23 protein-coding genes are annotated in these 25,278 nt (G+C 69.4%); 17 read left to right on the forward strand and 6 right to left on the reverse strand.

Annotation, left to right across the window (positions count from 1 at the left end; all coding sequences use genetic code 11):
• Positions 1 to 10 precede the first annotated feature (10 nt).
• Genes ACN8HC_RS15065 through ACN8HC_RS15075 form a run of 3 tightly spaced genes read right to left on the reverse strand, consistent with a single transcriptional unit; the run spans position 11 to position 2,192 of the window.
• Positions 11 to 409, reverse strand: coding sequence for a RidA family protein (locus ACN8HC_RS15065; RefSeq protein WP_490075653.1), 399 nt, complete (start codon positions 407 to 409; stop codon positions 11 to 13).
• Between the two features lies 1 nt (position 410).
• On the reverse strand, positions 411 to 1,166 hold the full coding sequence (locus ACN8HC_RS15070; protein WP_490075654.1) for an IclR family transcriptional regulator: 756 nt from the start codon (positions 1,164 to 1,166) through the stop codon (positions 411 to 413).
• 3 nt (positions 1,167 to 1,169) lie between these two features.
• A complete protein-coding gene (locus tag ACN8HC_RS15075; RefSeq protein WP_490075655.1) occupies positions 1,170 to 2,192 on the reverse strand; it encodes a sugar kinase in 1,023 nt (340 codons plus the stop codon).
• A gap of 112 nt (positions 2,193 to 2,304) precedes the next feature.
• Between ACN8HC_RS15075 and ACN8HC_RS15080 the strand changes: the two genes are divergently transcribed.
• The 7 genes from ACN8HC_RS15080 to ACN8HC_RS15110 all read left to right on the forward strand — a co-directional run bounded on the left by ACN8HC_RS15080 (position 2,305) and on the right by ACN8HC_RS15110 (position 10,037).
• Positions 2,305 to 3,618, forward strand: a complete 1,314-nt coding sequence (locus ACN8HC_RS15080) for a type III PLP-dependent enzyme domain-containing protein (RefSeq protein ID WP_490075656.1) — start codon at positions 2,305 to 2,307, stop codon at positions 3,616 to 3,618.
• A gap of 10 nt (positions 3,619 to 3,628) precedes the next feature.
• Positions 3,629 to 5,245, forward strand: a complete 1,617-nt coding sequence (locus tag ACN8HC_RS15085) for an N-acyl-D-amino-acid deacylase family protein (RefSeq protein WP_490075657.1) — start codon at positions 3,629 to 3,631, stop codon at positions 5,243 to 5,245.
• The gene (locus ACN8HC_RS15090) at positions 5,242 to 5,892 is read left to right on the forward strand and encodes a bifunctional 4-hydroxy-2-oxoglutarate aldolase/2-dehydro-3-deoxy-phosphogluconate aldolase (protein WP_490075658.1); all 651 of its coding nucleotides are present in this window, start codon (positions 5,242 to 5,244) and stop codon (positions 5,890 to 5,892) included. The genes ACN8HC_RS15085 and ACN8HC_RS15090 overlap by 4 nt, the downstream gene beginning before the upstream one ends.
• 29 nt (positions 5,893 to 5,921) lie before the next feature.
• Positions 5,922 to 7,409 (forward strand): GntT/GntP/DsdX family permease, encoded by a 1,488-nt coding sequence (locus ACN8HC_RS15095; protein WP_490075659.1) that lies wholly within the window; start codon positions 5,922 to 5,924, stop codon positions 7,407 to 7,409.
• A gap of 344 nt (positions 7,410 to 7,753) precedes the next feature.
• Positions 7,754 to 8,896: an LLM class flavin-dependent oxidoreductase gene (locus tag ACN8HC_RS15100; RefSeq protein ID WP_490075660.1), complete on the forward strand. Its 1,143-nt coding sequence runs from the start codon at positions 7,754 to 7,756 to the stop codon at positions 8,894 to 8,896.
• On the forward strand, positions 8,893 to 9,552 hold the full coding sequence (locus tag ACN8HC_RS15105; RefSeq protein WP_490075661.1) for an FMN reductase: 660 nt from the start codon (positions 8,893 to 8,895) through the stop codon (positions 9,550 to 9,552). Before ACN8HC_RS15100 ends, ACN8HC_RS15105 begins: the two co-directional genes overlap by 4 nt.
• A 38-nt stretch (positions 9,553 to 9,590) precedes the next feature.
• The gene (locus ACN8HC_RS15110; RefSeq protein ID WP_490075662.1) at positions 9,591 to 10,037 is read left to right on the forward strand and encodes a DUF2752 domain-containing protein; all 447 of its coding nucleotides are present in this window, start codon (positions 9,591 to 9,593) and stop codon (positions 10,035 to 10,037) included.
• A gap of 60 nt (positions 10,038 to 10,097) precedes the next feature.
• Here the strand turns inward: ACN8HC_RS15110 and ACN8HC_RS15115 are convergent, their stop codons facing one another.
• A complete protein-coding gene (locus ACN8HC_RS15115) occupies positions 10,098 to 10,580 on the reverse strand; it encodes a DUF4190 domain-containing protein (RefSeq protein ID WP_490075663.1) in 483 nt (160 codons plus the stop codon).
• A 256-nt stretch (positions 10,581 to 10,836) separates the two neighbouring features.
• Between ACN8HC_RS15115 and ACN8HC_RS15120 the strand changes: the two genes are divergently transcribed.
• Both ACN8HC_RS15120 and ftsY read left to right on the forward strand, forming a co-directional pair.
• Complete coding sequence (locus tag ACN8HC_RS15120; RefSeq protein WP_490075664.1) at positions 10,837 to 11,034, forward strand: hypothetical protein; 198 nt, start codon at positions 10,837 to 10,839, stop codon at positions 11,032 to 11,034.
• Positions 11,035 to 11,110: 76 nt separating this feature from the next.
• On the forward strand, positions 11,111 to 12,346 hold the full coding sequence (ftsY, locus tag ACN8HC_RS15125; protein WP_490075665.1) for a signal recognition particle-docking protein FtsY: 1,236 nt from the start codon (positions 11,111 to 11,113) through the stop codon (positions 12,344 to 12,346).
• Positions 12,347 to 12,349: 3 nt separating this feature from the next.
• Here ftsY and ACN8HC_RS15130 read toward each other — a convergent pair whose 3' ends face one another.
• Positions 12,350 to 13,246: an oxygenase MpaB family protein gene (locus tag ACN8HC_RS15130; protein ID WP_490075666.1), complete on the reverse strand. Its 897-nt coding sequence runs from the start codon at positions 13,244 to 13,246 to the stop codon at positions 12,350 to 12,352.
• A 129-nt stretch (positions 13,247 to 13,375) separates the two neighbouring features.
• Here ACN8HC_RS15130 and ACN8HC_RS15135 point away from each other — a divergent pair, with 129 nt between their 5' ends.
• The 6 genes from ACN8HC_RS15135 (at position 13,376) to ACN8HC_RS15160 (ending at position 21,042) form a co-directional block, all read left to right on the forward strand.
• A complete protein-coding gene (locus ACN8HC_RS15135; RefSeq protein WP_490075667.1) occupies positions 13,376 to 14,782 on the forward strand; it encodes an ammonium transporter in 1,407 nt (468 codons plus the stop codon).
• A gap of 78 nt (positions 14,783 to 14,860) precedes the next feature.
• Positions 14,861 to 16,258, forward strand: a complete 1,398-nt coding sequence (locus ACN8HC_RS15140) for an ammonium transporter (protein WP_490075668.1) — start codon at positions 14,861 to 14,863, stop codon at positions 16,256 to 16,258.
• Complete coding sequence (locus ACN8HC_RS15145; RefSeq protein ID WP_490075669.1) at positions 16,255 to 16,593, forward strand: P-II family nitrogen regulator; 339 nt, start codon at positions 16,255 to 16,257, stop codon at positions 16,591 to 16,593. Before ACN8HC_RS15140 ends, ACN8HC_RS15145 begins: the two co-directional genes overlap by 4 nt.
• A gap of 3 nt (positions 16,594 to 16,596) precedes the next feature.
• Positions 16,597 to 18,921 carry a [protein-PII] uridylyltransferase gene (locus ACN8HC_RS15150; RefSeq protein WP_490075670.1) on the forward strand — a complete coding sequence of 775 codons (2,325 nt, stop codon included), beginning with the start codon at positions 16,597 to 16,599 and terminating at the stop codon, positions 18,919 to 18,921.
• A gap of 10 nt (positions 18,922 to 18,931) precedes the next feature.
• Positions 18,932 to 20,539 (forward strand): signal recognition particle protein, encoded by a 1,608-nt coding sequence (ffh, locus tag ACN8HC_RS15155; RefSeq protein WP_490075671.1) that lies wholly within the window; start codon positions 18,932 to 18,934, stop codon positions 20,537 to 20,539.
• A gap of 278 nt (positions 20,540 to 20,817) precedes the next feature.
• Positions 20,818 to 21,042, forward strand: coding sequence for a type II toxin-antitoxin system HicB family antitoxin (locus tag ACN8HC_RS15160; protein WP_490075672.1), 225 nt, complete (start codon positions 20,818 to 20,820; stop codon positions 21,040 to 21,042).
• A 123-nt stretch (positions 21,043 to 21,165) separates the two neighbouring features.
• Here ACN8HC_RS15160 and ACN8HC_RS15165 read toward each other — a convergent pair whose 3' ends face one another.
• The gene (locus ACN8HC_RS15165) at positions 21,166 to 22,623 is read right to left on the reverse strand and encodes a helix-turn-helix transcriptional regulator (RefSeq protein ID WP_490075673.1); all 1,458 of its coding nucleotides are present in this window, start codon (positions 22,621 to 22,623) and stop codon (positions 21,166 to 21,168) included.
• A gap of 82 nt (positions 22,624 to 22,705) precedes the next feature.
• On the opposite strand from ACN8HC_RS15165, the gene ACN8HC_RS15170 reads away from it, so the two are divergent.
• Both ACN8HC_RS15170 and ACN8HC_RS15175 read left to right on the forward strand, forming a co-directional pair.
• Complete coding sequence (locus ACN8HC_RS15170; RefSeq protein WP_490075674.1) at positions 22,706 to 23,803, forward strand: amidohydrolase family protein; 1,098 nt, start codon at positions 22,706 to 22,708, stop codon at positions 23,801 to 23,803.
• A 2-nt stretch (positions 23,804 to 23,805) separates the two neighbouring features.
• On the forward strand, positions 23,806 to 24,975 hold the full coding sequence (locus tag ACN8HC_RS15175) for a GNAT family N-acetyltransferase (RefSeq protein WP_490075675.1): 1,170 nt from the start codon (positions 23,806 to 23,808) through the stop codon (positions 24,973 to 24,975).
• The last annotated feature ends 303 nt before the right edge of the window (positions 24,976 to 25,278 follow it).

The raw sequence follows: 25,278 nt of genomic DNA on the forward strand, positions 1-25,278 counted from the left end.
CGCAAACGACTCAGCCGAGGACGGCCATCACGTCGATCTCGACGAGCAGGTCCGGGTTGGCCAGCGCGACCATGGTGGTGGTCCGGCAGGGCAGCACGGCGTCGTCACCGAGCCGGTCGCGCAGGAACTTCTCGTAGGCGGCGTTCATCTCGGCGAAGTCCTCGGGAGCGGTCAGGTAGACGCGCACCGAGACGACGTCGTCCCAGGTCGCGCCACCCGCGGTGAGGATGGCGTCCAGATTGGCGAACGTCTGGTTCGTCTGGGCGGTGAGGCCGTCGGCCAGTGTCCCGGTCGAGGCGTCGACTCCGGTCTGCCCGGAGACCTGCACGATGTTGTTCTTGACGATCCCCTGGGAGTAGGGGGCGGCGGGGATGGGCGCCTTGTCGGTGGTGATCTGCTGCTTGGGCACGTCAGGTCCTTTCCTTGGTAGTGGCCCAGTCGGCCTCGATGGCCGCGGTGGTTTCTTGCAACATCGGGAGCAACGCGTGCACCTTGTCGCGGGTCAGGATCACATCGGGCACCGAGATCGATCCGGCGGCGATGATCCGGCCGGTGCTGTCGCGGATCGGCGTGCCGATGCAGTTGATGAAGTCCTCGTGTTCGGCCGAGTCGGCGGCCCAGCCCTGCTCGCGCACCTTCGCCAGCTCGGCCCGAAAGGCGTCCGCCGTCGTGATCGTATGATCGGTGAACCGGTGAAAGTCCGTTGACTCCAGCGCGATTGCGAGCTGCCGCTCCGACAGCTCGCACGCCAGCACCTTGCCCACAGCCGTCGCATGGAGGGGGGCAACCAGGCCGACACGGGAGTACATGCGCACGGAACTGGTGCTCTCGACCTTGCCGATGTAGACGGCGCGGCCGTTCTCGTAGGTCGCCAGATGTATCGCCTGGCCGCCGGTCACCCGGCCCAGGTGCTCCAGGTGCGGCAGGGCGACGTCGCGGATCGCGTGCTGCTCGAGGGACGTGGTGCCCAGCTCGAAGAACCGGGAGCCCAGGTAGAAGCGGTGATTGTCGTCGCGCCGGACGAAGCGGTCACTCTCCAGGGTGCGCAGCAGCCGGAGCACCGTGGTCTTGTGCACGTCCAGTGACCGGGCGAGATCGTCGAGTGTGCGGTCGCCTTCGGCGAGCCGATCGAGCAGCTGCAGAGCGCGCGCCAGGCTGTGGCTCATGTCTTAGCGCTCCGGCACCGGCAGTGCGGGCGACTCGATGCCGCGGCTGCTCACGGAGGTGGCTCGCCAGACGTCCTCGCCGGCGGTGACGAGTGCTTGCCGGACCTCCGGGCCCGGCAGCTGCCGGGCGTGGTCGCCGGGCTCGGCGAGGACGCAGGCGGCACTGAGATGCCCGAGCCGGAGACGCTGTACGGCGTCATACCCCGACAGCAGGCCGGTGAGGTAACCGGCCGCGAATCCGTCTCCGGCACCGACGGGTTCGACGACCTCGACCCGCAGGGCGGGCACCGCGACACTGCTGCCGTCCGGCTCGATCTCGGTGGCGATGTGTGCGTCGGACTTGACGACGATCCGCGCGCGGGGGCCGATGAGCTCGCGCAGCGCCTCCGGTGAGCTGGCGTCGAGCGCCGCGGCCGCCTCGTCCTCGCCGAGCAGCACGACATCGGCGGCGCGCAGCAGGTCGTGCAGGGCGCCGGGCCGACGGCCGCGCCACAGCACCGGACGCCAGTTGAGATCGACGCTGAGCACGAAGCCGTGCTGGTCCCGTGCCCGCACCAAGCGCTCCAGCAGATCGCTGCCGGCGGCGAGGATGCCGGCCGTGATGCCGGAGGTGTGCACGACCTCGCAGGTCTGGAGGACGGCGGCGACGGAGGGCTCGTCGAGCAGGGCACCGGTCATCGCTGCGGCCGCAGAACCGCTGCGGTAGTAGAACATTCGGCTGCCGGAGGCGCTGGAGTCCTTGAGGTAGAGACCGGTCGGGTGCGCCGCGTCGTGCTCGGCCAGCACGCTGACGCCGCGCTCCTGCAGATCGTGTGCGACATAGGCACCGAACGGGTCGTCGCCGAGGCGGGACACCCAGCAAGCGGGTATGCCGAGGGCGGCGAGCGCGCCGGCGACGTTGGCCTCGGCGCCACCGACGGACCGACGGAGCAACGCCGATCGGGTGAGGCCGCCGGGCTGCTCCGGTCGCAGCACGACCATGGCCTCGCCGAGACACAGCACCCGATTGCGGTCGTTCGTCGTCACCGAGGCGCACCCTTCCGTGGAAGTCTTGACGATGTGCTGGCAGCGATGCTACACAGGAGAAACATTCTACGCAATACCCGTTGCGTGCTACGCAATCGAAAGGTTCGCAGGTATGGATCGTGCGGCGCTCGACGCCTTGTCCGACGAACGCGTCGACTGGCGACACAAGGGGATGCCTCCGGCCCTGTGGGGTATGACGGTCGCCGACATCCGGGCGCGCCGTCCTCGCCTGTCCGAGCTGCCGACGCCGCTGCTGACGCTGTCCCGGACCGCGCTCGACCACAACCTGGCCGCGCTCCAATCCTGGTGCTCCGTGCGGGGATTCGACCTCGCGCCGCACGGCAAGACGACGATGGCGCCGAGCTTGTGGGCGGAGCAGCTGGCCGCCGGCGCATGGGCCATCACGGTGGCCAACCTGCCGCAGCTCGCCGTGGCACGGGCGTTCGGCGTGCCGCGGGTGATGGTGGCCAATGCCATCGTCTCCCCGTTGTCGCTGCGCTGGATGGTCGACGAGCTGGCGGCGCATCCGGACGCCGAGATCTACGTCTGGGCCGACGATGTCCGCACGGCGCAGCTGATGCATGCCGCCCTCGAGGAGCACGCGCGCGAGGCCGGCGAGCGGCCGCAGCTGCGAGTGCTGGTCGAGCGCGGCGGAGCCGGCGGCCGCACCGGCGCGCGGAGCGTGGAGACAGCGCTGGATGTGGCTGCGGTCGTTGCGGATTCGCCATACCTGATGCTGGCGGGGGTCGCGGGATACGAGGGAGCGCTCGCGCACACTGCCGACCAGCAGGCGCACGATGTGGTGGCCGGCTACCTGCGTGACCTCGCGGAGGTGCACCGGCGACTTGCTGACGCCGGGCGCTACCCGGACGGGATCACGCCGGTGATCACGGCGGGCGGCAGCGCCTACTTCGACATCGTCGACGAGGTACTGCGCCCCCTCGTGGAGACCGGCGCCCGCGTGGTGCTGCGCAGCGGTGCCTACATCGTGCACGACGACGGCTTCTACCGGGACATCTCACCGCTGGGCGAGCATCCGCGGACCGACGGTCCGGCGCTGCGGTCCGCGATGCACGGCTGGGTGCGGGTGTCCTCGCAACCCGAGCCGGGGCTTGCGCTCTTCGACGCCGGCAAGCGGGATCTGCCCTTCGATGAAGGACTTCCGGAGGTGCAGCTGTTGCGGCCGCGCGCCGCAGGGGACCACCCCACCCGACTCAGCGGGCTGACCGTGACTGCGCTCAACGACCAGCACGGGTTCCTGCGCTTCGACGCGGAGCACGACGCTCCGGTGCTGATCGGCGACGAGTTGCGGCTCGGCCTCTCGCACCCGTGCACGGCGATGGACAAGTGGACGCTGGTCCCGGTGATCGACGACGCGGACGCGGACGACCCGGTCGTGGTCGACCTGGTCCGCACGTGGTTCTGAGGACCACCCGATGACTGCCGACGTGCTCATCCGGGGCGCGCGAGTCATCGACGGCTCCGGCGCTCCGGCATACGACGCCGACGTCGTCGTCGAGGACGGGAGGATCGCGGCGATCCACCGAGCGACCGACGCGGTCCCTCGGGCGCGTCGTGTCGTGGAGGCCGAAGGGCGAGTACTGGCACCGGGTTTCATCGACATGCACGCCCACTCGGACATCCAGATCCTGGCCCGGCCCGATCACACCGCCAAGGTCAGCCAGGGGGTGACGCTGGAGGTGCTCGGGCAGGACGGTCTCTCGTTCGCGCCCATCGACGATGCGGCGCGCGCGACGCTGCGCCGGCAGATCGCGGGCTGGAACGGCGATCCCGAGGGATTCGCCTATGACTGGAGCACCGTGCGGGACTATCTCGACCGGTTGGACCGTGGCATCGCCTGCAACGCGGCCTATCTGGTGCCGCAGGGCACGCTGCGCCTGATGGTCGTCGGCCCTGACGACGTGCGCGCGACCCCCGACCAGCTGGAGCAGATGATGGCGCTCCTCGCGGCCGGACTCGACGAGGGCGCTGTCGGGATGAGCAGCGGATTGACTTACCCACCAGGCATGTTCGCCGACGACGAGGAGCTCGTGGCACTCCTGCGGGTCGTCGCCTCGCGCGGCGGCTACTACAGCCCGCACCACCGGTCCTACGGCGCGGGCGCGCTGGAGGCCTACGCCGAGATGATGGAGGTATGCCGGGCCGCCGGCTGCGCCCTGCACCTCACGCACGCGACGATGAACTTCGAACCCAACAAGGGCCGGGCAGGGGAGTTGCTGCAGTTGATCGACCGGGCGAGCGCGGACGGGGTCGACATCACGCTCGACACCTATCCCTATCTGCCCGGCTCGACCACGCTGAGCGCGATCCTGCCGAGCTGGGTCACCACCGGCGCCCCGGACACGCTGCTGCAGCGACTGCAGGATCCGGCGGTCCGTGACCGAGTGGGCTACGAGATCGAGCAGGTCGGCACCGACGGTTGCCACGGCTGCGTCACCGACTGGCGGACCATCCAAATCAGCGGCGTCGGCAACCCGGCGCTCGCGGATCGGGTCGGCCGCACCATCGCCGAAATCGCTGATGCATCAGGGAGATCCGCGATCGAAGAGTTCTTCGACATACTCCAACAGGACCGGCTCGCCACGACGATCCTGCAACACGTCGGCCACGAGGACAACGTCCGGACAATCATGCGACACCGCTCGCACTGCGGCGGCTCCGACGCGATCCTGGTCGGCGAGCGACCCCACCCGCGCGCCTGGGGAACCTTCCCGCGCTACCTCGCGCGCTACGTCCGTGAGCTCGGCGTGCTCGATCTCGTCGACTGCGTGCACCACCTCACCGGCCGGCCGGCCGCGCGGCTCCGGCTGGACCGCCGCGGCCTGGTGCGCGAGGGGTATGCCGCGGACCTCGTCCTGTTCGACCCCGACCGGGTGCAGGACACCGCCACCTTCGAGCAGCCGCGTCAGCAAGCGGCCGGCATCGACTGGGTCTTGGTGAACGGCACCCCGGTCATCGACGACGGAGACCGCACGGACGAGCTACCAGGGCGCGCACTGCGCCGCACCGACGAAGGGACGAAACCGCTGTGAACCAGGCCGCAACCGAAGTGCTGGAGGTGCTCACCGAGGACAGGGTCCTGTCGATCGTGCGGGCACCACGAATCGACGACGTCGTCGCGCTCACGGCTGCGCTCGCGGCCGGCGGCATCCGGGTCCTCGAGCTGACCTTCACCACGCCGGGTCTCACCGACCTGCTCAGCACCGCCGCCGCGTCGGCGGCACAGACCGGCACGCTCGTCGGCGCCGGCACGGTGACCTCCGGTGAGCAGGCGACGGCCGCGGTCGACGCCGGCGCGCGCTTCATCGTGACGCCCGGACTGGGACCACGCGCGAGCGACATCGTCGACGTCGCGCATCGCGCCGGGGCCGCCGTCGTGCTCGGCGCACTCACGCCCAGCGAGGTCATCACCGCGGTGGAGCTGGGCGCGGACGTCGTCAAGATCTTCCCGGCACGAGCAGTCGGCCCGTCATACCTCTCCGATCTGCACGGCCCGCTGCCCGGAGTGCCGCTCGTGCCGTCCGGGGGCGTGAGCATCCACAACGCCGCCGACTTCCTGGCGGCAGGGGCGCTCGCGGTGACCGCCGGCACGTCGGTCGTCGCGCCGTCCGATGTCGAGCAGGCCCGCTGGTCCGACATCACCGAAAACGCCACGGCGTTCTGCCGAGCAATACGCTGAGCCGAACTCGTTGAGGAACGGAGAGATTGATGACAACAGCGCTCCATCCAATTTCCTTGGTCGCCGCCGACGACACCATCAAGAAGATCCACGAGCCGTGGGCCGGCCACGACACCCAGGCTCTGGTCGTCACGGTGATCGGCATCGCGATCATCGTGGCGCTCATCATCAAACTGAGGATGCACGGCTTTCTCGCGCTGACGATCGGCTGTCTCTTCGTCGGTGTCGGATCAGGCATCGGCCTGGCGAACGTCGCCAAGTCCTTCGAAACAGGTGTGGGTGCCGTGCTCGGCAACGTCGGCGTGCTGATCGTCCTCGGAGCGATGCTCGGCAAGCTGCTCGCCGACTCGGGCGGAGCCGACGAGATCGTCGACAAGATCCTCTCCGGTCGCGGAGGCGGCCTGCAATGGCGGATGGCGCTGATCGCGTTCATCATCGGCATCCCGATGTTCTTCGAGATCGGGCTCGTGCTGCTGATCCCGGTCGTGATGCTGGCCATCAAGCGATCCAAGAAACCCGCCATGACGCTCGGCATACCGGCCCTGGCCGGTCTGTCGGTGCTGCACGGCTTCATCCCGCCGCACCCCGGACCGCTCGCCGCGATCGCCAACCTGCACGGTGACGTCGGCGTCACGCTTGCGATCGGTCTGCTCATCGCCATCCCGACGGTGATCATCGCCGGCCCGCTCTTCTCCGTCATCGCCGCGCGGATGGTGCCGATCGGCGCAGCCGGTGCCGGCGGCAACCTGGTAGCCACGTCGGAGACGGTGAAGGAGGACGCGGAGGGTGACGTGTCGTTGACGAAGTCGCGCGACGCCGCGGCGACGTCGGACGGCGTCACCCCCACCCGGCGGCCCACCTTCGGCTGGACGATCGCGACCATCCTGCTGCCCGTCGTGCTGATGCTGATCCGCGCGGCGTCCGACGTGTGGATGAGCCCGGGCAACGCGATCTACCCGCTGCTGCAGTTCATCGGTGAACCGATCGTGGCCCTGCTGCTCGCTGTCCTGATGGCGATGGTGACGTTCGGCACGACGGTCGGGTTCTCGCTCGAAACCCTCACCGAGAAGCTGAGCGACAGCCTGAAGCCGATCGTCAGCGCGACGTTCATCGTCGGTGCCGGCGGCGGCTTCAAGCAGGTGCTGCTCGACGGCGGCACCGGCATCGCGATCGGCAAGATCGCTGTGGCGGCGAGCCTGTCCGCGCTCGTGCTGGGCTGGATGATCGCCGTTCTCATCCGGGTGGCCACCGGGTCGGCCACCGTGGCGACCGTCACCGCATCGGGCATTGTCGCGCCGCTCGCGACCGGGCTGTCGACCACGCACGTGGCCCTCGTCGTGCTCGCGGTCGGCGCCGGCTCGCTCTTCTTCTCGCACGTCAACGATGCGGGCTTCTGGCTGGTCAAGGAGTACTTCGGGCTGACGATCGTCCAGACCATCAAGACGTGGTCCGTGATGGAGACGATCATCTCGGTGGTCGGCCTCGGCCTCACCTCGTTGCTCTGGCTGATCCTGTAGCGGCGCCCGTGGCGCCGCGGCGCCCTACGCCGCGAGGCTCAGAAAGACACTGACAGGCTTAGTAATCCGGACATTCGGGGCTTGGATTGCTGAGCCTGTCAGTGTCTTTCTGCGCCTTTCGGTGTGTGGCGCCGCGGCGCCATACGCCGAGAGGCTCAGAAAGACACTGACAGGCTCAGCAATCCGGACCTTCGGGGCTTGGATTGCTGAGCCTGTCGACGTTTTGTGAGCCTCTCGGCGAGGTGGGGCTCGAGTGTCGGCGAGGGGGAATAGCTCCGAGTCCAAGCCCGTTGTGATGAGCAGTTAGTTAAAATTTGAGACTTCGACACAGGGAGTTGAGTCACATGCAGTTCGGCGTTTTCACCATCGGTGACGTCACCTCGGACCCGACCACGGGCCGCACGCCGACCGAGGCCGAGCGCGTCCGGTCGATGGTCGCGATCGCGCACAAGGCGGAGGAGGTCGGCCTGGACGTGTTCGCCACCGGTGAGCACCACAACCCGCCGTTCGCCGCGCCGGCCAACCCGCCGATCCTGCTCAGCCACATCGCCGCGCAGACCACCAACCTGCAGCTGTCCACCGCCACGACGCTGATCACCACCAACGACCCGGTCCGGCTCGCCGAGGACTACGCGTACCTGCAGCACCTGGCGGACGGCCGCACGGACCTGATGCTCGGGCGCGGCAACACCGGCCCGGTCTATCCGTGGTTCGGCAAGGACATCCGCAAGGGCATCCCGCTCGCCGTCGAGAACTACCACCTGCTGCGGCGCCTCTGGCGCGAGAAGTCGGTCGACTGGGAGGGCGAGTTCCGCACCCCGCTGCACGGCTACACGCTGGCGCCGGCCCCGCTGGACGACGTGCCGCCGTTCGTGTGGCACGGCTCGATCCGCAGCCCGGAGATCGCCGAGCAGGCGGCGTTCTACGGCGACGGCTTCTTCCACAACAACATCTTCTGGAACAAGGAGCACACCCAGGCGATGGTGCGGCTCTACCGGCAGCGCTTCGAGCACTACGGTCACGGCTCGGCGGACCAGGCGATCGTCGGCCTCGGCGGCCAGATCTTCATGGCGGACACCGGGGCCGAGGCCAAGCGGATCTTCCGGCCCTACTTCGACAACGCGCCGGTCTACGGGCACGGTCCGTCGCTGGAGAGCTTCACCCGCGACACGCCGCTGACCGTCGGCACGCCCGAGCAGGTCATCGAGCGGACGCTCGGCTTCGCCGACTACGTCGGTGACTACCAGCGGCAGCTCTTCCTGGTCGACCACGCCGGTCTGCCGCTGGACGTGGTGCTGGAGCAGATCGACATCCTCGGCACGGAGGTCGTGCCCGTGCTGCGCAAGGAGTTCGAGACCCGCCGACCCGCCCACGTGCCGAGCGACCCGCCCACGCACGCGTCGCTCGTCGCCGAAGGCCCCGACTCGCCGCACCGCAAGGTGATCAGCGCGACCGCCGGTCTGCAGCAGGAGGAGGCGACGGTATGACGCGCAAGCTCGTCGTGCTGACCGCCGGACTGAGCCAGCCCAGCAGCACCCGGCTGCTCGCGGACCAGCTCTCCGGCGCGGTCGGCGCCGAAGTGAGCGCTCGAGGCGAGGCGCTCGACATACGAACCTATGAACTGCGTGAATACGCCGTGGATCTCGCCACCATGATGGCAACGGCCGGTATGCCGACGGCGCGTCTCGACGACCTGCGGCGTGCCGTCTCGGCCGCCGACGGACTCGTCGTCGTGACGCCGGTCTTCGCCGCCAGCTACAGCGGCGTCTTCAAGATGTTCTTCGACGCGCTCGACCCCGACGCGCTGAACGGGATGCCGGTGGTCATCGCCGCCACGGCGGGCACGCCGCGCCACTCGCTGGTGCTGGACCACGCGCTGCGGCCGCTGCTCAGCCACCTGCACGCCGTCGTCGTGCCGACCGGCGTGTTCGCCGCGACCGAGGACTTCGGCGGCGGCGCTGCCGGCCACGACCTGAGTCGTCGGGTCGGGCGGGCAGCGGCGGAACTCGCCGCGCACCTCGTGTCCGGCGGCGGCGACGCGGTCGCCGGGTTCACTCCATCGACGAGCAGCCGGGACTCCGGGGTCGACGTGCCGGCGGAGGTCACGCCGTTCACCACCCTGCTCGGTGCGCACCTCCGCTGAGGGTCTTCGCTCTGCGAGCGGTGGCCTAGCCTGGTGCGGTGACCACGACGCAGCTCCACCCGGCGAACGCCCCGCAGGTGCCGTTCGCGCGCCGGATGCGCGGACCGCTGCTCACGATGGGCGGTGGTGCGGCAGCGATGGCGATGCTGCGGTTCCACGATCCGCATGCTCAGGGTTCGTACGCCTACTGCCCGTTCCTCTACCTCACCGGACACCCGTGTCCGCTGTGCGGCGGGTTGCGGGCCATGAACGATCTGACCCGCGGCCGGATCGAGGACGCTCTGCTCAGCAACGCGGCGGCGGTGTTCATCCTCTGCGCCGGAATCGTGCTGATCTTGCGCTGGTTCGTCCGTCGAGCCCGTGGCGACGCCGGGGCGATCCTGCTGCCCACACCACGCGTCGCGACGACGGTCTTCGGCATTGCGATGCTGATCTTCACCGTCTACCGCTGGACGCCCTGGGGGCAGTGGCTCTACCAGAACTGACGGCACAGCGCAGAGCCCGTCACCGCGGTGCGGGGACGGGCTCTTTCGGCGCAGCTGCGCTCAGCGCCTCGAGAAGTTGTAGATGATGCCGATGATGTTCAGCACCGTGAAGATGATGCCGAGGACGTAACCGACCTTGACCTTCTGGCGACCGGTGAGCATCCCATTGGAACGGTCGATCTCGTCCAGGCCCCGACGGCCCATCACGACCGCCACGACGCCGGGAATGAAGCAGCAGAACCCGAGAATGCCCAGCACCAGGATCAGCGTCGCCTTCGAGTACTCCTGGGGGGCGGCACCGTAGGGACCGCCCGGCTGCGGCTGTCCGCCGTAGGGGTTGCCCGGCTGGGGTGTGCCGTACTGCGGAGATCCGTACGGCTGCGCGCCATACTGCGACCCGCCATACTCGGACCCGCCCTGCTGCGGCGCGCCGTACTGCGGGCCACCCTGCTGCGGGTTGCCGTACTGCGGGTAACCCGAGCCGTCGTTCGGCTGCTCGCCGCTGCCGCCCGGCTGGTTGGGGTCGTTCGGGTAGTTGGTCACAGCTGATCCTTCTTTGTCGGATTGGTCCGGACGAGGGTAACGAAGGTCCGACCCACTGGACACCTCGACGCGCGGCCGGACGCGGGTATGACGCGCCGCGCGCCGCCGCGGATCCGCCGGATCCGGCGGCCCCAGGAGCGCTGCACCGGACCCCGGATGACCGGATGGGGGCGCACGAGCGTGAGCTGGACAACTTTTCCCGCCATACCAAGGGTTTTGCCTTGGTAATCACAGACAGGCACCCCACAATGGCCGCATGGTGTGGCTGATCCTTGCGCTGGTCATCGGTGTCGCTCTCGCCGGGACCGTCATCGGTCTCGTCGCCGTCCCTGCGCGGCGTGAGGGCCGCGAGCTCCTGACCGAACGTGCCGAGCACGTGGTGAGTTCGGTGACCGAGCGACGTGGCCGCAAGGCGGCGGCCGGCTCCGACCAGGACGAACGCGCCGCGGGCTGAAGCCTCAGCGGGCTGCACGCGCAGCAGAGCGGGTGCACCGCTCCCACCCGGGTGCTCCGTTTGCCATGATGTCGGCGTGGACTCGCTCTGGGAAATTCTCGTCATCATCACGGTCGTCGTCCTCGCCGGCCTGGGGCTGCTCGTCGGCTACCTCCGCGGCGGCGGTCGCAAGTCCGCGCCGCCGGTAGCACCACCGCCGCCGGCGCGCGAGGCCAAGACCCGCGGCGCCAACACCTACCGACCGGGCGGCACGGCGACGATCGACACCAGCAAGGGCAGCGCACCGGTCGCACCGGCACCGCAGCCCGCGCCGGAGGCACCGGTCGAGGAGCCGGCCGTCGAGGAGCCCGTGGTGGAGGAGCCGGCCGCTCCGACGCTGGAGCGCCCGGAGTCCGCGCGCGGCCGGATGACCCGCCTGCGGTCCCGGCTCGCGAGCTCCAACAACGCCCTCGGCAAGGGCCTGCTGACCGCGCTGTCCGGCGACAAGCTGGACGAGACGGTCTGGGAGGACGTCGAGGACACGCTGCTGGGCGCGGACCTGGGCGTCGAAGCCACCACCGAGATCGTCGACGGGCTGAAACGTCGAGTGCAGGTTGAAGGTGCACCGGACACCGAGACGCTGGAGAGCTGGCTGCACGAGGAGCTGCTCGCCCAGGTCGGTCCGGACATGGACCGCCGCATCGCCGGCAGCCGCGTCGGGGATCGGCCCGCCGTCATCATGGTCGTCGGGGTCAACGGCACCGGCAAGACGACGACCGTCGGCAAGCTGGCCCGGGTGCTCGTCGCCGAGGACAAGGACGTGGTCCTGGGCGCGGCCGATACGTTCCGCGCCGCGGCCGCCGACCAGCTGGAGACATGGGGGGCGCGCGTCGGCGTGCCGACCGTCCGCTCCGACAAGGAGGGCGCCGACCCGGCAGCCGTCGCGTTCGATGCGGTCAGAGCCGGCCAGGAGGGTGAGGTGGACGTGGTGATCGTCGACACCGCCGGCCGGCTGCACAACAAGGTCGGCCTGATGGACGAGCTGGCCAAGGTCAAGCGGGTCATCGAGAAGCGCAGTCCGATCGACGAGTGCCTCCTGGTCCTCGACGCGACCACCGGCCAGAACGGCATGCGGCAAGCCGAGATCTTCGCCGAGGCGGTTGACGTCACCGGCGTCGTGCTCACCAAGCTAGACGGCACCGCCAAGGGCGGCATCGTGGTGCTGGTGCAGCGGGAACTCGGCGTACCGGTCAAGCTGGTCGGACTCGGCGAGGGCGCGGACGACCTGGCGCCGTTCGACCCGAAGGCGTTCGTCGACGCAGTGTTGGACTGACGGTCAGTCGCGTTGGGCAGCGTCGGCCGCCTGGTTGACGCGGCGGTCGGCCTGGATCTGCGGGTCGGAGAGCAGCCAGCGCACACCTGCGGCACCGCCCTTGCCCAGCGCGCGCAGCGCCGCGGCGCCACCGGGCGGGGTGCGCACCCCGAGCATCTCCCGGGCGTATGACGGGAGCGTGCCCACGGCGCCCGCGACCAGGCTGAGATAGGCGGGCCGGCCGGCGAGCGCGAGCGGTGGCTTCCAGGCGATGAAGTGCAGTGCGGACCGTGCGGCGCGGGTGCCGCGCAGCTCCGGCCGGTATGACGCCAGCGTCTCCTGCAGCTGCGCGACCGAGGAGGGCGCGTCGTCGAAACCGAGCCGCATCGACACCGACCCGATCTGCGCGACGTAGGTGTCGGCCTCGGCGTCGGTGAGGCTGCCGGCACCGAACGCCCGGAAACAGGTGAGGAAGCTGTCGACCTCGGCCGCGTGCACCCACGCCAGCAGATGCGGGTCGTCCGCGCGGTAGGGGACACCGTCGAACGTTCCGTGCACCCGCCGGTGGATGCCGCGCACCCGCGCCAGCAACCGCTCGGCGTCCGGGATCGTGCCGAACGTCGTCGTGGAGATGAAGTTGCTGGTCAGCTGCAGGCGCCCCCAGGGGTCCTCGCGGTAGCTCGAATGCTGCTCGACGCCGGCCATCGCCAGCGGGTGCAGCGCCTGCAACAACAACGCCCGGATGCCGCCGACGAACATCGCCGCGTCCAGGTGCACCCGCCAGATCGGGTCGTCCGGGCCGAACCAGCGCTCGCCGGCCTTGCCCCAGATGTTGTCGGCGCGCCGCCGGGCGTCCTCGCCCGCCACTCGCTGGCGCAGCTGCACGGCGGCCTTGTGCCGCACCGTGTCGAGCACCGTCATACCGGCCATTATGCGTCGGACTGGCTGCCCAAGACGAAATGCGTTGTTAACGCGGGACGGTGAGCGGCAACACGGATGTAACCCGAAGACGTGCTCGGTGGAAACGCTGCGTTGCCAAGGTCTTTGGACATGACGCCGACTTCACTGGCCGCAGCGGCCGCCACGCCGAACTCGGGCGACACCGCATGGGTGCTCGCCTCCGCCGCTCTCGTGCTCTTCATGACCCCTGGCCTCGCGCTGTTCTACGGCGGGATGGTCCGCGCCAAGAGCGTGCTCAACATGATGATGATGAGCTTCATCAGCATGGCGACCGTCGGCGTCGTGTGGTTGCTGTGGGGTTACTCCGAGGCGTTCGGGGCCGACAGCACGGGCGGCTGGATCGGCGACCCGTTCGACCACTTCGGCCTGCACGGTGTCCTCACCGCGACCTACGGGACGATTCCGGGTCCGGCGTTCGTCGCGTTCCAGGTGGTGTTCGCGATCATCGCGGTCGCGCTGATCAGCGGCGCGATCGCCGACCGGGCGAAGTTCAGCACCTGGACGGTGTTCACCGTCGTCTGGGCGACGCTCGTCTATTTCCCCGCTGCGCACTGGGTTTTCGCGTTCAACGGGTTCGCCGCGAACGCCGGCGGCTGGATCGCCAACGGCGGCTTCTTCCTGCACGGGCACGGCGCCTACGACTTCGCGGGCGGCACCGCCATCCACATCAACGCCGGCGCGGCCGGGCTGGCGCTCGCGCTGGTGCTCGGCAAGCGAATCGGCTTCGGCCGCGAGCCGATGCGGCCGCACAATCTCACCCTCGTCATGATCGGCGCCGGCATCCTGTGGTTCGGCTGGTTCGGCTTCAACGCCGGATCCGCTTTGGCAGCAGGCTCCCTCGCGGCCGGGGTGTGGGTCAACACGTTGGGCGCGACTGCCGCCGCGATGCTCGGCTGGCTGCTCGTCGAACGGCTCCGGGACGGCCACTTCACCTCGCTCGGCGCCGCGTCCGGTGTGGTCGCCGGCCTCGTGGCCATCACGCCGGCGTGTGCGACGGTCACCCCGATCGGTGCGCTGGTCGTCGGTCTCCTTGCGGGAGGCATCTGCGCCCTGGCGGTCGGTCTGAAGTTCAAGCTGGGTTTCGACGACAGCCTCGACGTGGTCGGCGTGCACCTCGTGGGTGGCCTGGTCGGCACGCTGCTGATCGGGCTGCTGGCCAGCAAGGGCAGCCCCAACGGGAGCGGCACCCAGCAAGGTCTGCTGTATGGCGGGGGCTTCCTCCAACTGGGCGTCCAGGCGGCGGCGGCGTTCTTCGTGCTCCTCTTCTCCTTCGTCGTCACCTACGCCATCGGTCTCGTGCTGCACAAGCTGATGGACTTCCGGGTACCGGAGGACGAGGAGACGGTCGGTGTCGACCAGAGCGAACACGCCGAGACGGCATACGAACTGGGCAACCTCTTCGGCAGCAGCCGGATCTGGCACCGGCCGGAGCGACCGGCCCGACGCGCCGACATCGGCGGCGGTGGCGGCGGCAAGGACGAGGCGGAGATCCTGTGAGCGCTCCCAGGAAATGGCAACACGGATGTAACGTGCCGGCGCACGTCCCGGAAACCAAGCGTTGCGAGTCTTTCTCGCATGTCCTTCCTCGCCTCCGGGTTGCCGGCCGCCGCGTCGCCGATCACGCTCGACACCGGCAACACCGCGTGGATGCTGATCTCCGCGTCGCTGGTGCTCTTCATGACGATCCCCGGACTCGCGCTGTTCTACGGCGGGTTGGGCAGGTCCCGCGGCGTGCTGAACATGATCATGATGTCGTTCGGCGCGTTGGCGGTCACCGGGATCATCTACGTGCTCTGGGGCTACTCGATGTCCTTCGGCAGCCACGAACTGGGCGGGATCGTCGCGAGCCCGCTGCAGTTCTTCGGGTTGTCCGGGCTGCTGCCCGGCCAGCCGGGCGCGGCGGTGCTGCATGCCGGCGGCATCCCGACGCTGGTGTTCGTCGGCTTCCAGTTCACCTTCGCCGCCATCACGGTCGCGCTGATCAGCGGGGCGATCGCCGACCGGGCGAAGTTCTCGACCTGGCTCGCGTTCTCCGGGCTGTGGGTGACGTTGGTGTACTTCCCGATGGCGCACATGGTCTGGGGCGGCGGGTTGCTGTCCGGCTCGGCGAACGGCATCGCGGCGAAGCTCTTCGGCACCGTGCACGGGGTGGCGAAGGTGGTGCCGATCGACTTCGCCGGTGGCACCGTCGTGGAGATCAACGCCGGTATGGCGGCCCTCGTCGTCGCGGTGATCATCGGCAAGCGGGTGGGTTTCGGCAGCCAGCCGATGCGGCCGCACAATGTGCCGCTGGTGATGCTCGGATCGGGGATCCTGTGGTTCGGCTGGTACGGCTTCAACGCCGGCTCGGCGCTGGGAGCGAACGCGACCGCGGCGCTGGTCTGGGTCAACACGACCGTCGCCGGCTGTGCGGCGATGATCGGCTGGCTGGTGCTGGAGAAGCTGCGCGACGGGCACCCGACCTCGATCGGTGCGGCGTCGGGCATCGTCACCGGCCTGGTCGCGATCACGCCGGCGTGCGGCAACGTGACACCGCTGGGCGCGATCGCGATCGGCCTGGTGGCGGGAGTCCTCTCGGCATACGCCATCGGGCTGAAGTTCACGCTGGGTTTCGACGACTCGCTCGACGTCGTCGGCGTGCACCTGGTCTCCGGTCTGTGGGGCACGCTCGCGCTCGGCGTCTTCGCGCGCGGCACTGGGCTGGTGTATGGCGAATGGCGCCAGCTGGTCGTGCAATTCGTGATCGCGATCATCACCCTGCTCTTCGCCGGCGCGACGACCGGCATCATCGGGGTGGCGTTGAAGGTCACTCTCGGCTGGCGCGTGAGCGACGAGGATGAGGCCGTGGGAATCGACCAGGCCGAGCACGCGGAGACGGCATACGACTTCGGCAGCGTGTTCTCCGCCAGCCGGATCGGACATCACCCCGGGCGACCGGCCCGGCACCCGCACAAGGAGGAAGTGGACGCATGAAACTCGTCACCGCCATCATCAAGCCGTTCAAGCTGGACGAGGTGAAGGAAGCGCTCGAGGCCTACGGCATCACCGGTATGACGGTGAGCGAGGTCAGCGGCTACGGCCGCCAGCGGGGCCACAGTGAGGTCTACCGGGGCGCCGAGTACACCGTCGACTTCGTGCCGAAGATCCGGCTGGAGGCGGTCGTCGAGGACATCGACGCCGGCACCGTCGTGGATGTGATCGTCAAGACCGCCCAGACCGGGCGGATCGGCGACGGCAAGGTGTGGGTGACGCCGATCGACGACATCGTCCGGGTGCGCACCGGCGAGCACGGCGACGGTGCCCTGTAGCCCTTGACAACCGACCGGAAGCGGCTGGATCTGGCCGGGACGCGGGAGTTCGCGCGGCCCGGCGAAGGGCTGCGGCGGCGGGAACGGCTCGCGGCACACAACCGGGAGTTCCTGCGGACGTTGTGGGACGACGCGACGGCGGGCGTGCCGGTGCCGTCGCACGGTGTCGCGCTCGCCGTCGTCGGCAGCGTGGCCCGCGGGGACGGCGGTCCGCTGTCGGACTACGACCTGGTGCTGGTGCACGACGGCCGTGCGCTCGGCCGCGACGAGCTGAACGCCCTCGCTGATGCGCTCTGGTATCCGCTGTGGGACGAAGGTATTCGCCTCGACCACAGTCTGCGGACACCGAAGGAGTGCCGCTCGGTGGCGTCGGGCGACCTGGCGGCGGCCGTCGGGTTGCTCGACATCGAGCCGGTCGCCGGTGACCAGCTACTGGTGGCGCAGGTCCGGCAGAGCATCGCGCACGATTGGCGGGCGAATGCCCGCAAGCGGCTGCCTGAGCTGGTCGAGTCGTTGCGGGTCCGGCACGAGCGGCACGGTGGGCTGGCGAACGATCTCGAGCCCGACCTCAAGGAGGCGGCCGGGGGATTGCGCGACATGTCGGTGCTGCGGTCGCTGGCGGCGGCGTGGCTGGCCGACCGGCCGCACGGGGCGGTGGATGCGGCATACGACCGGCTGCTGGACGTCCGCGACGCGTTGCACGTCGTGACCGGTCGCGGCCGGGACCGGCTCGCCCGGCAGGACCAGGACGCGGTGGCCGCGCTGCTGGGGGAGCCGGACGCCGACGCGCTGCTCACGTCCGTGGTGCAGGCGGGGCGCGTCATCTCGCACGCGCTGGACGACACCGTGCGACGCGCGGGTCAGTCGCAACGCGCGCGGACGCTGCGCACCGGCCCGCGCCGGCCGGTGCTGCGTCCGCTCGGGCACGGGCTCTACCTGCACGACGGGGAGGTGGTGCTCGGCAGCCGCGAGATGGACCGGCGCGGGCCGCTGGTGCTGCTGCGCGCGGCCACCGCGGCGGCATCCCGGGGCGTGCCGGTCGGACCCAGCACGCTGCGCAATCTGACGGCCGAGGTGCCGGGTGTGCCTACTCCCTGGCCGGGCGAGATCCGCGATGCGTTCGTCGACCTGCTGGCGAGCGGCCCGGGGCTGGCGCGCGTGTGGGAGACGCTCGACCTGGCCGGGGTGATCGGCGGCTGGCTGCCCGAATGGGCAGCGGTGCGCGGCCGGCCACAGCGCAACCCGGTGCACCGGCACACCGTCGACCGGCACCTGATCGAGACCGTGGTGCAGGCCGCGGCGCTGCGCGATCGGGTGCGCCGGCCGGACCTGCTGCTCGTCGCCGCCCTGTTGCACGACATCGGCAAGATCGCCGGCGTCCACGACCACTCCGTCGAGGGCGCTCCGGTCGCGGCGAACATCGCCCGCCGCATGGGGTTCGCCGCCGAGGACGTCGAGGTGCTCGAGTTGCTGGTGCGCGAGCACCTCACCGTCGTCGACCTCGCGACCCGGCGCGACCCGGAGGACCCGCGCACGACCGCGGCGCTGGTCGCGGCCGTCGAGGAACTTCCGGATGTGCTCGAACTGCTCGCCGCGCTCACCGAGGCGGACGCGATCGGCGCGGGGCCGAAGGCCTGGACGTCCTGGCGCGCCGGCCTGGTCCGGTCCCTGGTGGAGCACGGGCGAGCCGCGCTGGGCGACTGTCGGCCGGTGCGGCCGGTCGAGGACGACGTGCTCGACCCGGTCGTGCGGGAGCGGGTGGCGGCCGGGGCGCCATACGTGCTCGTGCGGCCGACCCTGTCCGGCGCCACGATCGAGATCGCCGACCGTGACCGGCCCGGCCTCTTCGCGGCCAGCGCCGCCCTCCTCGCGTCGGTGGGTATGACGGTGCGCTCCGCGCGGGTCCGCACGACCGACGGGATCGCGCACAACACCTGGCAGGTGGAGGCGCCACTGGCGGACCTGCCGGCGTCCGAGCAGCTGGTCCGAAGCCTGCAGGAGCCGGGCGGCATCACCCGCCGCCGGATCACCCGACCGGCCGAACGGACACCGGGCGGTCCGCCGTCGCGGGCGACGGTCGTGCCGGAGGCGTCGGACGACGCGCTCGTGCTGGAGGTGCGCACCGCCGACCGGCCGGGACTGCTGGGTGATCTGGGGGAGGCGTTCGCGGCCCACGGCCTCGCCATACGCTCTGGCCACGTCGCCACGTATGCCGGCCAGTCGCTCGACACCTTCTACGTGACACCCGTCCCCGCGCCGCCGGACGTGGCGCGGATCATCGCGGCGCTCATCGACGCGTGTGACGGGGACGGCCAGCAGGCAAGTTAACCTAGCTTGCGTGTTCAACAGCCTGTCCGACCGCCTGACGACGACCTTCAAGAACCTCCGGGGCAAGGGCCGTCTCACCGAGTCCGATATCAACTCGACGATTCGCGACATCCGCCTCGCGCTGATCGATGCCGACGTCGCGACCCCTGTGGTGCGCGAGTTCACCGGCCACGTGCGCGAGCGGGCGCTCGGCGCCGAGGTGAGCCAGGCGCTCAACCCGGGCCAGCAGGTCGTGAAGATCGTCAACGACGAGTTGATCCACGTCCTCGGTGGCACGACACGCGAGCTGCAGTTCGCCAAGCGACCGCCGACGGTGATCATGCTGGCGGGCCTGCAGGGTTCGGGTAAGACGACGTTCGCCGGCAAGCTGGCGCGCCACCTGCGCGACAGGGGGCATTTCCCGGTGCTGGTCGCGGCCGACCTGCAGCGGCCCAACGCGGTCACCCAGCTGGAGGTCGTCGCGGAGCGGGCCGGTGTGCCGTGCTTCGCACCGGAGCGGGGCAATATCGGCGGCCACGACGCCGCCACCGGCGAGGGCACCCAGTCGTACGGCGACCCGGTCTGGGTCGCGCAGGCCGGTGTCGGCCAGGCGAAGGTGCGGCAGTACGACGTGGTGATCGTGGACACCGCAGGCCGCCTGGCGGTCGACGAGGCGCTGATGAAGCAGGCCGCCGACATCCGCGAGGCGATCCAGCCGGACGAGGTGCTGTTCGTCATCGACGCGATGATCGGTCAGGCGGCCATCGAGACGGCGCTCGCCTTCCAGCAGGGTGTCGACTTCACCGGCGTCGTGCTCTCCAAGCTGGACGGTGACGCCCGTGGTGGTGCGGCGCTGTCGGTCGCCTCGGTGACCGGTCGGCCGATCATGTTCTCCTCGATCGGCGAGCAGACCAAGGACATCGAGGTCTTCCACCCCGACCGGATGGCGTCGCGCATCCTCGACATGGGTGACGTGCTCACCCTGATCGAGCAGGCCGAGAAGGCGTTCGACCGTGACCAGGCCGCCGCGATGGCGCGCAAGTTCATGGACGAGGAGGACTTCACCTTCGACGACTTCCTGCAGCAGATGTCGGCCATCAAGAAGATGGGCAACATCAAGGCCCTGATGGGCATGCTGCCCGGTATGGCGGGGCTGAAGGACCAGCTGAACGCCCTCGACGAGAAGGAGTTCGACCGGGTCGAGGCGATGGTCCGCTCGATGACGCCGTTCGAGCGCACGCACCCGAAGCAGATCAACGGCTCCCGGCGGGCCCGCATCGCCGGCGGCTCCGGTGTGACGGTGTCCGAGGTCAATCAGCTGCTCGAGCGGTTCGGCCAGGCGCAGAAGATGATGCGGCAGATGCGCCGTGGCGGCGGTATGCCGGGGATGCCCGGTATGCCGGGCATGGGTGGCGGAGGCGCCAAACGCGGCAAGCAACAGCCGAAGAAGAAGGGCAAGAGCGGCAACCCGGCCAAGCGCGCCCAGCAGGAGCAAGCCGCCGCGCAGAAGGCCACGGCTGCGCGGGACAAGGCGATGGGCAGCGCCTTCGGGCAGCAGGAGGAGGAGCAGGACTTCTCGAACCTCAAGCTGCCCAAGGGGTTTGAGAAGTTCCTCGGTCCGGGAGCCGACAAGGACTGAACGGCCGAGCAAGCCGACTGTCGGTGCTGAGCGATACCTTCCCACCATGAATTGGGGTGGGAGGGCTGCATGAGCAAGACGATGAATCAGACGTCGGCGATCAAGCTGCTCGAACAGCACGGGTGGACGCATGAAGCCGGCGGCAAGCATCAGGTCAAAATGACGAAGCCTGGTCACGGACCTATTACGCTGCCCGACAACAAGCGACGGGATTCCTGCCGATCTACCAAATGCGATACTCAAGCAAGCGGGCATACCCAGGGAAGGACGGTAAAGCCGTGCAGGAGCACGCGTACACCGTTGAGATCCACGACGAAGGCGGCTTGCTGTGGGGGCAGGTCGTAGAGGAGCCCGGATGCTTCGGCACGGGCGACACCATGGAAGAACTTGCAGCAAGCATTGGGGAGGCGCTGGCACTGGCCGGTGCCCTGCACCCGCGATTCGAGAATGACGAAGAGCTCGCGGAGGGCCAGTCGGTCGAGCGTCGCTTGGTGCTCTGCTGATCACCGCCGCGGCCGAGCGAGACCGGGCTTCTCAAGCAGTCCAATGGGTTGAGAAGTTCCTCGGCCCGGATGCTGAGAAGGACTGACTGGTGTCCAAGCGGTAGCTCGAGGGCCAATGGGGCGTTACGGCGAAATCATCTCGCCTTGGTCGTTGGTTCGATAGATGTCGTAGCTCAGCTGCAGGGTCCACGGCCCGCGCGCGTGTTTCACCGTGAAGCGGACCGCCGTCGTCTGGCCCAGCGCCTGGAATACGCCCCACCCGTTGTAGATCACCTGCGGGACGTAGTTGTCGACCAGAGAGCACGTTCGAGCGTCACCACTCCTCGTGTAGAAGATCGGGCCGGGCGCGCCGCACTTCGTCATGGGTGGTTCGCTGCCTACCACCAGTCCGAACTGGCCCGTCGTCGTCGGCGAGAGCACACCGGTGAACACTGGCATGCTGTGCGGACCGGCGACAGGTGTGACGAGGGTTCCGGTGAACGTGCCGTTAGGGTGATCCGCGGTGCCGTGCAGAGTGAGCACCTTTCCGCGCCGCAGTGGCTGGATTGTCTGCCCCGAGTCCGTGATCTGGCGTTGACTCGCGAGACTGATGTCGTGTTCGACGACGAAGTCGTTGGTGGCAACGGGATATTCAGCCCAGGTGAGGTGTCGGTATATAGCGACGGGCCAGCTATGGCGACTGAAATCATCGATGGCCAGACTGGTTTCGCCACCTGCTGGATTCAGCAGCTGTCGTGCTCTTGGAGCTGAACACATGGCCGGCGAATCGCCGATGACCGGGCTGAACAGCCGACCCACCATGGCCTGGTTCGCCTGTCCAGCGGCGCACTCGACCACGACAGCGTCGTGGGGACCGAGGTTGAGGGATCCCGCCGGTCCCGGGGCGACGTCGCTGATGTCAACCAACTTGTAGCCCTGTGTGTAGGCCGGGTAGTGGGTGCCGTGGGTGTGGTTGAGGCCGGCGGCAGTGCGGAGCCAGTCGTCGTGCCAGGTCTGCGTGACCCACACGGACGACATCGTGAGGGCGACCACCAGCGCTGCGGCGGCATACGACCACCAGGGGCGGCGCGGCGGTGGCGGCACCGAGTGCATCTCAGCCAGTGTCGTTGCAGAGTCAGGGGATTCGGCGAGATCGCCGAAGTCGTCCAGCAGCCGGCGCAGGTCGGCCGGGTCGGCGTCGGTCAGTTCACCGGGTATGGCGGCATACGACTCCTCGACCTGGCGTGGTGACAGCTGCAGCGCACGCGCGGCGGAGTGCAGGTCGTGGCCATCGAGCGCCTCCAGCAGCAGGATGGCGCGCTGGCGTGAGGTGAGGGCGGCGAGCGGCCGGAAGCGCGACGGCACGCGATCGGTGTCGGGTGCGCGGACGTCCGCCCGCGCGGCGGCGCGCGCCATACGCTGCCGGGCGGCGAACGCTGCGTGGCTGAGGTCGATGCGCTCGCGGGACAGTTCCGCGAGGACGAGGGCAACCAGCTGCTCCGCGTCGTCCTGCGATGCGGTCAGCAGATAGGCGTCGTGGTGCAGGTCCTGCGTGCGCGCGGCGACGAACTCCTCCAGCTCGTCGGCGTGTCGTGGACACATGGATTCAGGCTATGTCGCCGCGTGGTGGCAACGGCTGTCCGGGTGCCACGTTCCGGCACCCGTAGTGAGTAGGGTCGGGCGTATGGCGAGCCACTCACCCGTGCTGCACGTGACCGGGCGCATCCTGGTCGGTCCCGAGGACATCCGCGACGAGCTGTGGGTGATCGACGGCCGGATCAGCTGGTCCGCGCCGGAGCACACCGAAAACGTCGAGACGGTGCAGGGATTCGTCTTGCCCGGGCTGGTCGACGCGCACTGCCACGTCGGCCTCGAAGCACACGGTGGCGTGGACAAGGAAACCACCGAGCAGCACGCGCTGGCCGAACGCGAGGCCGGGGCGCTCCTGTTGCGGGATGCCGGGTCTCCGGTCGACACCCACTGGATCGACGACCGTGCAGACTTGCCGCGCATCATCCGGGCCGGCCGGCACATCGCCCGCACCAAGCGGTACATCCGCAACTTCGCCCACGAGATCGAGCCGGAGGACCTGGTCGCCTACGTGCGTCAGGAGGCGCGGCGCGGCGACGGCTGGGTCAAGCTGGTCGGTGACTGGATCGACCGTGACCGCGGCGACCTGTCACCGTGCTGGCCCCGCGAAGCGTTGAAAGCCGCGATCGACGTCGCGCACGAGGAAGGCGCGCGCGTCACCGCGCACTGCTTCGGCGAGGAGTCGCTGCTCGACTTCGCTGCCGCCGGCACGGACTGCATCGAGCACGCGACGGGTCTGCTCCCGGACTCCATCGATCTGTTTGCCAGGCAAGGCATTTCGATCGTTCCGACCCTGGTCAACATCGAGAACTTCCCCAAGTTCGCGGAGGCCGGTGAGGCGAAGTTCCCGGCATACGGCGTCCACATGCGCGACCTCTACGCCCGCCGGTTCGACACGATCGCGGCCGCGCACGAGGCCGGCGTGCCGATCTGGGCCGGCACCGACGCCGGCGGACAGCTGCCGCACGGCCTCGTCGCGTCCGAGGTCGCCGAGCTCACCCGCGCCGGGATGACCAACCTCGAGGCGATCAGCGCCGCCACGTGGGGCGCCCGGGAGTGGCTGGGCCGTCCTGGACTGGAGGAAGGGGAGAGCGCGGACTTCGTCGTCTACCATGCGGATCCGCGTGAAGACGTGCGGGCACTCGCCGATCCGTGGCGCATCGTGCTGCGCGGTCGTCAGGTGCGCTCCTGACCGTGGATCCGCGTCTCCATCCGCTACGGTCCAGCGGTCGCCGGGTCTGGGTGCGCACGGTGCAGCCGGACGACGTCCCGGCATACCGGATGGCCGTCCAGCAGTCGGCGGCCCGCATCAGCGTGTGGAACCCCGTCAACCCCGACGACATCAGCTGGCACCTGGACCGGCAGAGCGAGGACCACCGCACCTTCCTCATCCACGCGGCCGATCCGCAGGGCAGCCACGGGATCGTCGGAAAAGTGAACGTCACCAACGTCGTTCGTGGCCGCTTCCAGAGCGGCGTGCTCGGCTACGACTCCTACGACCCGTATGTCGGGAAAGGGCTCTTCGCCGAAGGCCTGCGTCAGATCATCAACCTCGCGTTCACGCCGACACCGCAGGGCATGGGTCTGCACCGGCTGGAGGCCAACGTCCGCCCGGGCAACTCGAACTCCGCGGGACTCTTGCGGTCGCTCGGTTTCCGGCGCGAGGGTCTCGTGCGCGACATGCTGTGGCTGCCGAGCGGAGACGGGGCATCCTGGCGCGATCACGTCATGCACGCAGTCACCCGGGAGGAGTGGCCGGCCCCGGCATACGCACCACATCGGGAGCTTCGAGTCGCGTTGCTCGTCAACGGCATTCCCGGTTCCGGAAAGTCCACCCTGGCACCCCGGCTCGCCGCCGAACTCGGCGTGCCGCTGTTCGCCAAGGACATGGTCAAGGAGACGATCTTCGATCATCTGGAGCCCGCTGCGGCGGCTGTATTACAAGGCACCGGCGGGCATGGTTCGCCGCTCGGCGCGGGGGCGAGTGAGCTGCTCTGGCAGTTGCTGGCCTCGTCTCCGATCGGCGGTGTCGTCGAGAACATCTGGTGGCGCGATGACGAGCAGCTCGCGATCGACGGGCTGCGTCGCGCGGGCTTCGATCCGGCCACTGTCCCTCACGTGTGGTGCGACGTGCCGATCGAGACCGCACGACGCCGGCACGAAGGGCGAGTGACGGCCGGACAGCGACATCCCGTGCACGGCAGTGATCCACGGGTGCAACAGGACCTGGACTGGGAGTGGGTTGCTCACAACGGCGCGCCGTTTCGCTTCGGCGTGCGCATCGACATCGACACCTCACGTCCCGTCGACGCGCGCACCATCACGCGTGCCGCGCTGCGGGCGCGGGAGACATTCGCCCGCTGAGCCGGCGGGCGCAGGCTTCGGGCTAGGTCCGGGCGAGGCTAGCGATCACGGTCACCGCGGTGTAGTTCATCGTGAACGCACCGCCTGCGGCATCGATGACGGTTCCGATCCCGGAGAGCAACTGCTCGAGAATGTCCAGCGGGAATGGATTGTGTCCGCCAAACGTGGGTACCGGCTCCAACCACTCCGCGAACTCCTCGGGCCAGGTCGGCTGGTGGTCGACCGCGCGTAATCGGCCATCCCCGGGTCGACCTCCATCCCGAGCACCCGACACCCCGCTGCGACGAAAAGTCCGGCGGATAT

The organism is Flexivirga sp. YIM B11880 (assembly GCF_058148645.1).